At 38.4% G+C, this 12,297-nt stretch carries 9 protein-coding genes; 5 read left to right on the top strand and 4 right to left on the bottom strand.

What is annotated here, in order from left to right; all coding sequences use genetic code 11:
• Positions 1 to 44 precede the first annotated feature (44 nt).
• The gene (locus NSQ40_RS26440) at positions 45 to 2,801 is read right to left on the bottom strand and encodes a DEAD/DEAH box helicase (RefSeq protein WP_098159067.1); all 2,757 of its coding nucleotides are present in this window, start codon (positions 2,799 to 2,801) and stop codon (positions 45 to 47) included.
• Positions 2,785 to 4,404, bottom strand: coding sequence for an SWIM zinc finger family protein (locus tag NSQ40_RS26435; protein ID WP_003209022.1), 1,620 nt, complete (start codon positions 4,402 to 4,404; stop codon positions 2,785 to 2,787). Before NSQ40_RS26435 ends, NSQ40_RS26440 begins: the two co-directional genes overlap by 17 nt.
• 153 nt (positions 4,405 to 4,557) lie before the next feature.
• Between NSQ40_RS26435 and NSQ40_RS26430 the strand changes: the two genes are divergently transcribed.
• From NSQ40_RS26430 to NSQ40_RS26420, 3 genes are read left to right on the top strand one after another with little or no spacing between them, the layout of a single operon-like run.
• Positions 4,558 to 5,049, top strand: a complete 492-nt coding sequence (locus NSQ40_RS26430) for a zinc ribbon domain-containing protein (RefSeq protein WP_018765163.1) — start codon at positions 4,558 to 4,560, stop codon at positions 5,047 to 5,049.
• Between the two features lie 5 nt (positions 5,050 to 5,054).
• The gene (locus tag NSQ40_RS26425; protein ID WP_341286160.1) at positions 5,055 to 6,593 is read left to right on the top strand and encodes a zinc ribbon domain-containing protein; all 1,539 of its coding nucleotides are present in this window, start codon (positions 5,055 to 5,057) and stop codon (positions 6,591 to 6,593) included.
• Positions 6,594 to 6,605: 12 nt separating this feature from the next.
• A complete protein-coding gene (locus tag NSQ40_RS26420; protein ID WP_003203148.1) occupies positions 6,606 to 7,985 on the top strand; it encodes a zinc ribbon domain-containing protein in 1,380 nt (459 codons plus the stop codon).
• Between the two features lie 58 nt (positions 7,986 to 8,043).
• On the opposite strand, the gene NSQ40_RS26415 is transcribed toward NSQ40_RS26420, so the two are convergent.
• Entirely contained in the window at positions 8,044 to 8,337 is a 294-nt protein-coding gene (locus NSQ40_RS26415; protein ID WP_003203149.1) for a DUF3910 family protein, read from the bottom strand.
• A gap of 244 nt (positions 8,338 to 8,581) precedes the next feature.
• A complete protein-coding gene (locus NSQ40_RS26410; protein ID WP_003209025.1) occupies positions 8,582 to 9,478 on the bottom strand; it encodes a cell wall-binding protein EntA in 897 nt (298 codons plus the stop codon).
• A 656-nt stretch (positions 9,479 to 10,134) separates the two neighbouring features.
• Here NSQ40_RS26410 and opuD point away from each other — a divergent pair.
• Positions 10,135 to 11,649 (top strand): glycine betaine transporter OpuD, encoded by a 1,515-nt coding sequence (gene opuD, locus NSQ40_RS26405; RefSeq protein ID WP_003205058.1) that lies wholly within the window; start codon positions 10,135 to 10,137, stop codon positions 11,647 to 11,649.
• Between the two features lie 254 nt (positions 11,650 to 11,903).
• Entirely contained in the window at positions 11,904 to 12,038 is a 135-nt protein-coding gene (locus NSQ40_RS26400; RefSeq protein ID WP_003205060.1) for a hypothetical protein, read from the top strand.
• Positions 12,039 to 12,297 lie beyond the last annotated feature (259 nt).

Genomic DNA, 12,297 nt, shown 5'->3' with positions numbered 1-12,297 from the left:
GCCTCGATAATATGCGACACAGCATCTCATTATTAAAATGGATTTTATACACCGAGTAATTCCTTCAACTCGTCTGTTGAGAGTTCTGTCATCCAGCTATCACTTGTGATAATAGCGCTACTCAGCGATTGTTTACGTTCTAGCATTTCATCAATTTTTTCTTCAAGTGTACCTGTTGTAATGAGTTTATGGACGTGTACAAATCGCTTTTGACCGATGCGATATGCTCGGTCTGTCGCTTGATTTTCTACAGCTGGATTCCACCAGCGATCATAGTGAATGACGTGGTTTGCGGCAGTTAAATTTAGACCTGTGCCGCCAGCTTTTAATGAGAGGATGAAGATGTCATATGTTCCATTTTGGAACTGTTCGATCATCTTATCACGTTCTATTTTCGGTACACTACCGTTTAGGAAGAGAACACGCTGACCGAATTTCTCTTCTAATATTTTTTGTAACATATTCCCCATTCCAATATATTGCGTGAAAATTAAGCAGCTTTCATTTTGATCTTTTATATTTTCAATAAGATCCATTAATGTTTGCGTCTTCATGGAGCGCTGCACAATATCTTTCGGCGCTTCTTCTTTTAAGTAAAGAGCGGGATGATTACAAATTTGCTTTAGCTTACTGAGCATCATTAAAATAAAACCGCGTCTTTCAATGCCTGTTAAGCCTTCAATGTTTTGTAGTGTATCTTGTACGAGTTGTTCATATAGTGATGCTTGCTCACCTGTTAGTGGACAGTATTCTTTTTGTTCTTGTTTGTCCGGTAAGTTTAATGCGACTGTTTGATCTTGTTTTGTCCGGCGCAGTAAGAACGGTGAGATGAATCTTTGTATTTGCTGAATTTTCGCTTCATCACGATCTTTCTCAATGGGTGTTACGAAGCGGCGCTGAAATTGTCCTAGGCTACCAAGATATCCGTGGTTCAAGAAGTCGAAAATAGACCATAGCTCTGCTAACCGGTTTTCCATCGGCGTACCTGTTAAAGCGATTTTGTGATTTGCTTGCAAATTACGAACCGCTTTCGATTGTTTCGTTTGCGGGTTCTTAATATTTTGCGCCTCATCCAGGATGATCGCATCCCAGCACTGCGCGTTTAACTCTTCTTCATCAAGTTGTGCTAATGCATAAGAAGTTAATACGACATCCGTACTCTGAAGAAAGTCCTTAAATGAATCGCCTTTCGAACGGTTGCTTCCATAATGTAGTTGAACCTGTAAATGCGGCGTGAAGCGTTCAAACTCCTTCTGCCAATTTCCAAGAACAGACGTCGGTGCTATGATTAGTGCCGGACCTGTTTGGAGGCTTTTTTCTTTCACATATAATAAGTAAGTAATGGTTTGGATGCTTTTTCCAAGACCCATATCATCCGCTAACAACGCTCCAAATCCGAGCTCTCGTAAATATAAGAGCCACTCTACACCGTGTTCTTGGTATGGGCGAAGTGTGGCTTGCAAGGAAGATGGTATTGGAACTTTTGGAATGTCTCCGATATGCAATAATTTTTGGAAGAGCTCTTCGTAATAGCCATCTAGCTCAATTTCAATGTCTGTAAATGGATTATCTTCTTCTACAATTTCTGCTTCGGCAGAGTTTGATAAGTGCTGCTGCAAAACATCCTTCATTTCAAGGCCATATTTATCTGCACGTTTCATTAGTTTTTTCACTTCTTCAATAAAGGCAGGGTCGAGTCTCATCCATTGTCCATTTAAATTGAAGAGTCGTTTGTTTTGTTCGACAAGATCGAAAAACTCACTCTCTGATAGGTCGATGCCATCTGTGGAAACGCGCCAGTCGAAATCGACGAGAGTGTTCATGCCGAAGAAGGATTGTGTTTGATTCGTACTTTGCTTCAATTGGAAGCGTAACCTTGGTTTCGTTGCTTTTAAGTTTTGCCACCAAGACGGTAGTAAAATATCAACACCGGCTGCTAATAATTCGTTACTCGCCTCTGTTAAGAAGTTCCATGCTTCTGTTTCATAGAGCTCAGTTCGAAAGTGATCATCTTCCTTAAGCCATGGAACTAGCTTACCGAACCCTTCCTGCGTTTCTTGAATACGCTCTTCGTAGTTATGCCATCTTTTTGGTAGTGAATCGATGTCATTATAGACGTATATCCGGTGTGCTCCGCGTTTTGTGGTGATAATCGTTTCAAGTTTCCACAGTTCAAAATCATTGTGTGGTTCTTGGAGACGAAGTCCAATTGTGAAGGGAAGATCATCCTCGATGTAGCCAATTTTCCGGAGCCAATCTTCTTCATGCATTGCTGTTACAAGCTGTCTTTTCGTAAAATCATAGTGCTCATATAGTCGCTTCGCATCTTCCCAGCCATCATTAGAGCGAGCATCTTGAAGAATACTCTCATTAACTGCCTGAGAGAAAAGGGATGCTAGCGTATCATCTTGAGTTGAAACATTGCTAACTTTCCATGACGGATAATCGGACCAGCGCTTCATATCAGGTATAAAGCTTCCAGTTACAAAGGCATCCCATAGTTCTTTTGCATTTGGCGTAAGTGCGGTAATGGGATCATTCATTTGGAGCCTGGCAAATGAATTCATTGGTTTCTTGGCGAGATATTCAAATGCTTGAACGCTCGTTAGCATAATCCCGCTTCGTCCTTCGTATGTAGCTTCTTTCAAGAAGGTGCCATAGAAGGAAGTTGAATGCCATGTGAAGGCATGTTGTTTCCAATCTCTTGCAGGTAAGAGATTGCCGGTTTCATCTTCTCCCCAAAGGAACCAACCTTGACTTACGTGCTGGAGCCGAATTGTTACTTCAGTTTGTATGATCATCGATTAACTTTCCTTTCCGCAGTTCTTCCTGTAGTGCTCTTAGACGTGAATATAAGTTAGCGATTTGGACAATGAAAATGTGCCATTCATCTGTTCGTTTGAGCCGTTTATAGAGCATACGCAATTTCTTTAAGTAACGGACTGCACGGCGGTATGACTTGCGATTCCGTTCCTCAATTGCTTGCATCGTTGCAAGATGATAGAGCGGAAGAGCTGCTTCTGGTGCTTCTTTTTCAATTTCTTTCAGTGGTTCTTTTAGCAATTCAATTGCTTCAAATCCATACAAGAGATGAAGTTCTGTCCATGCATGATATTGTTTTTTTGCTAGTACATATTGTTCGTAGTTTGTGAAGCTGTATGGCAATAGTTCTTGCAAAATCATTTCAAGACCTGCTTGTTCATTTGTGTGTGTTGCATATGTTTCATACATCATGACAAACAAACGAACGATATCTTTTACAAAAAGGGGATCGGCCTGATCATTCATTGTCTTTTTCACTTGTTTATATGTGAAAGACAGCCAATTTTTGGCGCGCTCCCATTGCATTGTACTCAGTAAATCTTCGAGCCAGTCGAAATAAAGACCGACAACTTGAGCCGGTTGTGTTTCGAGTAAGACCATAGCTAAATGATCCTCTTCTTTTAAAAAGAAGAGGTGAGAAGAGGCGAGTGCTTTCGAAAGTGGATTCATCTTCGCATCAATTCGTTTTTCTTCTTCTTGTATCCAAGATTTTTCTGCTAGCAACTCTCCCCATATATGCCGGTAAATAAAGAACCTCTCCTGTGTATAGGAATCGGTAGAGAAGAAAATGTCATGCACTTGTCGAGCTGTTTCTTGCAAAATTGGTTCACATTCAGCAGGAATCGATTCTGATTTCAAGTCACGTACAAGTGATTCAACTTTATCAACAAATAGCCGGACAACGTTAATAGGTTGGTGATAGGAATACGTTTTGTTTGTCTCAAAGTCAAGGATTTCTTCTAATAGCTTTTGAAAGCAAAAAAGTGCACCATGTAATTTGAACAATTCATGTATAGCAACGACACGCGGCGCTTTTCGTTCTAATTTCATGTAAAAGTCTGTAAAGATGCTCATAAGAAAATACATTTGTCTATACGAGAGTCGTGTTTGTTCTTTTTTAAATGCGTCATATTCAGATTCAAAATATGCGTGCCAACTTGTAAAGTCCGTTTCTTCAAATGCAGACGATTGTAATACTTGTCGTGCTGTTCGAATCGGAGGGAGTGATGGTTTCGTTTTATTTTTAAATAATGTTAATACTTCTCCCACTTGTCCGAAGCTAGAAGCAGCAGACAGTAGAACAGCAAGCATGTGCTCGCACTGCGTCGGCGCGAAGCAATCACAATAGCTTTCCGCGATATTACGAATCGGAATATGGACGCTATACACATTTCCTTCAGCATCTACGGTACCTGATAACGTATAGCCATCAAAATCAACGTTGTAGACAAGACCGCTGCGATATAAATGACGAGCAGTGGCAACATGCTCTTGATCGGCTACTTGCTGCGGATCGAGTCCTTGAACAAATTCATTCGCGATCATCATAATTTCATCTTTCGTAATTGAATGTTGCAGCATAGTTTTCCTCCGTACAAAAGATTTATTTCCTCTACCATTATAAACAAAAAGAGGCGAAAACAGAAAAAATGAATTTTCTCGTATTTAATCTAGAAAAATATGGTAATATATATAGTTAAATACGTGACTTTTTTGTTTAGGAGGGGATTTGATTTGTCAGATTTTCAGACGAAATTAGGAAGCGGTATGAATAAGCTACAAGAAGGAATTGAACAGGGAAAGATAAAGTTGCAAGTGGCACAAGAGATTGCGCAATTAAAAAAGGAAATACAAGTGCAGCTTCATAAGAAGACAGAAGTTTTATTAGAGCTTGGCCAACAGGTATATGTTCAGATTCGAGATACTGGGGTCAAGGAAGAGGTATTAAAGCAATTAGTTGCTCCGATTCAAGAATTTGACGTTTTAATTTATCAAGCACGAAAACGAATTGTTGAACTGCAAAAACAACAAGGAGAGAAAGTAACGTGTGAGTGTGGAGGCTCTTTATCAATTGGTGATAAGTTTTGTGGGACATGCGGAAAACCAAATCCAATGCTATTTGTAGAGAGCAACGTAGAAAAGGTTACGTGTGTATCATGTAATGAGCACATTGCAAAAGGCTCCATTTTTTGTCCAGTTTGCGGAATTAAGCAAGGTGGGGAGTGAACGAAATGTACTGTCGCATGTGTGGGAATCAACATGGAGAAGAAGTGAACTACTGTCCAAATGAAGGAAGTATGACAATGGTGTCTGGAGGCAGTGTCGTTCTTGAGCAAGACAACTCTAAATATTGCCGTGATTGTGGGAATGAAAATGCAGAGCAGAACCTGTATTGCCAAAAGTGCGGACATTCTTTATTTACAGTGAAGAAAAAAGAACATATCGTAAAGTTACCTAGTATGGAAAAAGGTCATAAAGTTGAATTAGGCTTACATAAAGGTGGTCTGAAGACAGGGATAATTGGCGGAGCAATTGCAAGCGTTCTTATGTTACTTGCGGGATGGCTTGGAAGTTTAGCGGTTTCAGAGATGATGAAAAAGATATTCCATGAATTTGCTAGGGAATTAACAATGTTACCTGATTTTTATGCGAGTACACCCTCTACACTATTAAGCTATCATTTACTTGGTTTTTCAGCAGGAGATGAAGGCGGAATTGTTATGTCGTTATCTTGGCATACTCCATTCTTTTTACTATTAATTATTCCATTTATTATTTTATGTGGAGTAGGGATTTGGATAGGGAAACAACGTGTTGCAAAGACGATTGGAGAACAAATCGTACTAGCGGCAACAGTCGGTATTATTTATGGATTATTCTTATTTGTAATCAGTTTTATTGCCTCACAATCAGTTGCACTCCCAGAAGTAGGAACGATAACAGTTGGATACTCTTCGTTGAAAAGTTTAGTAAGTGGTTTTATGTACGGAACTTTCTTTAGTTTATTTGGATTGATTGCGCATACAAGCCGAAACAATATAGCAGATGCGTTTCAGGAGCTACTTCCATACGGGGCATCGCTATATCATGGAATGGCAGCGATGGTGAAAGGTCTTTTGCTGACAGCTGCTATTTTTTGTGTGACGACACTCATTGCACTATCTGGTAGTAATGCAAAGCCTTTCGAAGATGTAGCGCCGACAATTTCAGCGCGTGCAATGATGGCATTGCAACTCACACCAAATGTATGGAGTATGACTCATTTTGCACCAGTAGAAATAAAGGTTCCAGCGTTACAAAAGGAAATGTCTAAAGTAATGACAACAGGTGACAAAAGTATGATAGAACTTTCATTCATATCAGGTGTATCTGCTGGTGGCGTTAAAATAAAAGATATTTTAATTGCTGAAGGTGCTCCGCTATCAGCAATGGAAAGTTTTGATGAGATAAATGGTAAATTCCACCTTGGTTTGTTGCTCCTTATGATCCCAGTATTCTTTATGTTTAGAGCGGGACAAAAATTAGCGAGGGTGCCATTCTCTAATATGTATGTAACGTTAGCTGTATGTAGCGGTGCTTATACAATTATGATGATTGTAATGAATCTTCTTTCTAAAATTGAAATTAATATTGCAGGAAAGCTAACAAAGGAATTTGGAGTAGGTGGAACAGTATTTTCTATGCAGGGCGGCTGGATCTATTTAATACTCGGTAGTTTTATTCTGACATATGCAGCTGCCTTCGCTGGAATGAAATTGGCAAGGAAGTAGGGGGGAAGTATCGTGAAGTTTTGTGGAACATGTAAAAAACAAGTCGCAGATTACTTGAATTTTTGTTCTGAATGCGGAAGTAAAGTAGAAGTGATTGAAGAAAATGTAGCGGCTTCGAGAGCGGATGTACAGAGGGAAATGCAACCAAAGAAGAGTAAGAAAAATATTGTACTCCTCATTGTATTCGTCGTACTCGCTGCTTTACTATTTGGAGCATATAAATTCGGGGCATATAAATTCTCGAAAGAAAAGCAAATCAATGCATTAATTGATGCTTTCAATAAAAAAGATATAAATACAATTGATTCTCTTATAAAATCGGATGACCCAGGTTTGAAAATTAAAACAGAAGATATTAAATCTTATTTACGTTATTTAAAGGATAGTCCTTCGTACAATAAAGAATTGTTATCTTACTTACAAAAGCAAACGGTAGATACAAAGCTCGTTAACAAAGAAAGCTTTGTGGACGGACAAATTGTAGAAGATGGAAAAGAGTGGTTCTTATATCCAAAATATAAGTTCAGCATTAAGTCGTATTTTATGACGGTCAGCACAACTGCAAAAAATGCAGAAGTATATGTAAATGATAAAAAAACGGCTGATATTTCTAGCGAAAAATCTTCTAAAGAAATCGGACCTTATTTCCCTGGGACGTATGTTGTAAAAGCAAAGGCGAAGGCAGAGCTTACTGAACTAGAAACGGAAAAGGAAGTTGAGTTAGCTGGAGAAAAAGAAGGGAAAGTGGATGTGAAATTACCACTTGAAGGAAAATATGTTACAATCTCTTCTGACGAAAATAGCGCTAATGTCTTTGTAAATGGTAAAAAACGTGGGAAACTAGCGTATGGAAGCTATAAGCTCGGACCAGTACCAACAGATGGGACGGTCGAAGTTCATTTAGAGAAACAAACTGATTTTGGTGTTGTGAAAACCGAAAGCGTAAAAATTGGTGATGAGGAGAGCTCCTATTATTTAAAATTCCCAAAACAAACATCGGATACGGCAGTTGGTGACTTTGTTCGCACTCATATTTATAACAACGTGCGTGCTATTTCTTTAAATGACTTTAGTCTAATTGAAAATGACTATGATAAGAGCGGGAAATCATATAAAGAAGACCGTGATTATCTGCAATATTTAAAGAAAAAAGGAATTACTGAGGATTTATTAAAATTTGAAGTCCGTAATGTTGAACGTCAAAGTTCTACGAAATATAAAGTAACGACATATGAAGAATACAATATTCGCTATAGTGATGGATCTGTAAAGTTTAAGAGCTTTAGCAATGAACATATCGTTACAGTAAATGCGGATGGGAAACTATTGTATCATTCAATCAGTGCGAATAATACATTGAAAACAGAAGACGTATCTGGCCCAACGCATTAAAATGTGAAAAGACTATCTCTTTACAAAGAGGTAGTCTTTTTTTGATATATCGACTTCTCTACAAAATACGACAAGCTTGTACATATGGATCTTGTAGAATTCTTTCTACTAACAGAAGCATTTCTTCTTGAAAGGGTATATCAATTGGAAATGGTTTTTGTGATCCCGGTTTTGTGCCGTATTGCACAAATTTATATTGAACGGATTGATCGTGTTTGAGCACAATCAGCTTATAGCGATTGTCATCATGTTCAAGTGAAAAATCAATTGTAGCCCCGTCGTATGTTACATCATCTTTGTAGATGTATGGCTTCGGTGTGCCGATCCAGTCTATTTTTGCATGTGGGTTCATGGTATAGCCTCCTTATCGTCATTATATATATATCCATTTTGGTTTTCCAACATATAAGTCGCTGCTAGGAGACTTGCGCCCGTTTTTACTTTGCATGGGGTTAAAAAAGGCCCTGACCGCTTCTTTCCATGGCCGGCAGCTCTTTCCCACCTAAAAAAGGATGTTTTTTCATTTGTGTTTATATAAAAAAGTAAAAGCCAGCTCTCAATATATGAGAACTGGCTGAATTTTTAGCAGTCATTGGTTATTTTAAAATTTTCACTTTAACGGATTTACGTCCCCATTTGTTAGCAGCTGAATCAGAGCCAACTAGAACGTCGATACGGTTACCTTTAATTGCGCCGCCAGTGTCACCAGCGATTGCTTCTCCGTAACCTTCTACCCATACTTTTGATCCAAGTGGAATCACTTTCGGGTCAACAGCAATCATCTTCATGTTTGGATTCGCTGTTAGGTCATGACCCATTGCAGTTAATACACGGCCGCCGTATGTGCCGCCATTTTCGCTCGGATGAGCTGTATATGCTGTAGCTTCAACTGTTAGTTCACGACCACCAGAAGGAGTGTTTGTTTCTGCTGCTTTGACAGCAGGTTTAGCAGCTGGTTTTTCTTGTGCTGCTGGTGCTTTTGCCTCTGCTTTAGCAGGTGCTGCAGCTTGAGCAGGAGCAGGCGTTTCTTGTTTTTCAATAACAGGTGCTGTACCTGTTAAGAAAGGAACATGAACGTAAGCCGTTTTCCCATTATATTCGAATTGTAACCACTCATTTTGTACTTGGTTCGTTGTTTCGATCATATCGTCTTTCTTAAGCGTACCAAGAACCTCTGAGTTTGTGTTTGCTTCAGCACGTACGTTTAATACGTTTGCTGTTACGTAATAGATGCTTTTTGTAAATTCTGCGTTTACGAATGCGTCTTTACCATCTAATTTGATTTTTGACCATCCGTTTTCTGTATTTGTAACATCTAATTTATGACCATTTAATAATTTGCCTACAACTTGTGATTCAGTAGTTGGGTTCTCGCGTACATTTAATACGTCTGTTGTTACAACAGTTTCTGCTTTTGCAGAAGTAGTGAAAATCCCAAGACCAAAAACCGCTGCCGTTGCTATACCAATTAATTTTTTCATGATAGCCTCCATTGCGTTTGTTTTCGTGTCCTCATTATAGCAACAGTTTTTTTCGGAATTTGGGAAATCACACAATTACAAACCATTCGTAACAAATCATTAATACTCTGTAATATAGAAAGAAATAATAGAAAGCAGTTTTCATTCCGTGTTTTTAGGAGGTTTGATAGATATCTCTATTACTTATAGCATAGAGGATATTTTTCAACTGAGATAATAATGTTACGCAGTTATTACGATAGGGTTACTAAATGGTTACAATCCTTGAGTAATTCGTCGATTTGTGACTAAAATAGTTATATAAACATAAATAATTTGTTTGTGTATTCACAAAGAAGTGCTATATCCTTACAAAAACAACCGCATAATTGTTACAAAAAGAAAGAGCTGCTATCCGTAAATTTGGCTTTTTTCCAACTGTAACACACCTTTTTTGGGAAACACACTCCCATCCGCATCTATCTCGCACGATTTGGCGGTAGCATCTCCATTTTATAATCCGAACGGTTATATGGAGGCTCAACTGTCCATAAGAATTCTAATTGGTGAAGGCTGATTTTAGAGAGCTGAAAGAAAATCACCGCAAGAAATATTTCACTTTATCCGATTTAACATATCGGAATTAGAGTCATTTTACGAAAAAAAGAAACCTACAAAAGGGGGATTTTATGAGGAAACTGACAAAAACATTTATTGTCTCATTAACATTATGTATTGCATTTACAATTTGGGGGATTATTCCCGAATCTATAATCGGAAAAGGTAATTTAGGAAATGTGACTACTGCAATTCAAACTGCATTAGTTAGTAAATTTGGTTGGTTCTATATCATTTCTGTTTCTGTTTTCTTAGGTTTAGCTATCTTTTTAATCTTTTCAAAATATGGTTCGATCCGTTTAGGGAAAGATGATGATAAGCCTGATTATAGTTATATGACCTGGTTCGCTATGCTCTTTAGTGCCGGCATGGGAATCGGTTTGATTTTCTGGGGAGTTGCGGAACCATTAAATCATTTATACGCACCGCCATTTGGAGAGAGTGCAACAGAAGAGAGTGCACGTCTTGCACTTCGTTTTTCATTCTTCCATTGGGGATTACATCCATGGGGTCTGTATGCACTTGTAGCACTTTGTATTGCTTATTTTACGTTCCGAAAAGGGAAACCAAGTACAATTAGTGCAACAGTTGGTTCTTTATTTAAGAGTGGTGAGCACGGACGGATCGCACATACGTTTGACGTATTAGCTGTATTTGCGACAGTATTCGGTGTTGCAACTTCATTAGGACTTGGAGCAAAACAAATTGCAGGTGGCGTTAGTTACTTAACATCTATTCCAAACTCATTAACAACGCAGTTAGTTATTATTGGGGTAGTAACGGTCCTATATATGTTATCTGCACAAACAGGATTAGATAAAGGGATTAAATATTTAAGTAATATAAATATTATTTTAGCCTTTGCACTTATGGCAATCTTATTATTTGCAGGTCCAACGAACTTTATTATGAATTACTTTACTTCTACAATCGGTTCGTACATTCAAGAGTTGCCAAGTATGAGCTTCCGTTTAAGCCCATTAAATGAGGGTGGTAACCAATGGATTCAATCATGGACGATATTTTACTGGGCGTGGTGGATTGCATGGTCCCCATTCGTTGGTACATTCATTGCCCGTATTTCACGTGGACGTACGATTCGTGAGTTTGTTATTGGTGTGTTGCTCGTTCCAACAATTATTGGTGCGCTTTGGTTCTCTGTATTTGGAGGAACAGGTATTCACATGGAGATGTTTGATGGAGCAAATATTTATGGACAAATTAAAGAGATGGGCACAGAAATTGGATTATTCGCTATGTTAGATCATATGGGCAGCATAGGACCAGTTTTATCTGTTCTTGCGATTTTACTGATTTCAACATTCTTTATTACTTCAGCAGACTCTGCGACATTTGTTCTTGGTATGTTAACGACAAATGGTAGTTTAAATCCACCAAATCGTATTAAACTGGTTTGGGGTCTTGTTCAAGCAGCATTGGCAGCGATTTTATTATATGTAGGTGGATTAGAGGCATTGCAAACTGCTTCGATTATCGCAGCATTCCCGTTTGTATTTGTTATCTTCTTTATGGCTGCTTCCCTATTTAAAGAATTACAGAAGGAAGTTCGTCATCACCATAAATAATAGAAGGAAAGAGCTGATTTTGAATCAGCTCTTTTTTGATAGGTTGTGCGAATTCCTGTTGATTAGCAGTTGTCGCAGGTTGTCGAATGGTCGATAAGTTGTGTCGAACCGCCGATATATTGTCAAAAGTAATCCATATTTTTGACAAAAATTTGTCGGAAATGTGTTGTCACTTTTGCGTATATGTGCTATATTATTTCCTGTAAGCGATTTCAAATGGTTTTTAAGCGTATTCAAGGGGGACAACTAGAATAATGAAGCGTTACGAAAGAAAGTGGAAGCATATTTGTTTGAAACGTGTGGCACATCGTAGTGTCCAAGAAAACACGGAACCAAAGACTGAAGTGTCTAAAGAACAGCAAGAGAAGCAATTGGTTTTACAAAAATAGCAGTCACTTTTTCGTATATAAATGAAAGTAGATCGTTCGTTGGGGGATGGACGTGAAAATTACTTTCGACTAAGGGGTATTGTCCGATATATAGATTTAAAGTAAAAATAAGCACAGAGCATACGGCGCTCTGTGCTTATTTTTTTAATCAAACGTTTGTTTAATTTTGAACGAGCCGCTGCCACTTTTACTTTTTAAACCTGACTGTCTTGTCCCATCCGATAATTTGTTTTTTATTTTTAGCGCGTAAGTATAGGAA

It is taken from the genome of Bacillus sp. FSL K6-6038 (genome assembly GCF_038050455.1).
In the GTDB taxonomy this organism is placed as follows: domain Bacteria; phylum Bacillota; class Bacilli; order Bacillales; family Bacillaceae_G; genus Bacillus_A; species Bacillus_A pseudomycoides.
This window is presented reverse-complemented; position numbering and strand designations above follow the sequence as displayed.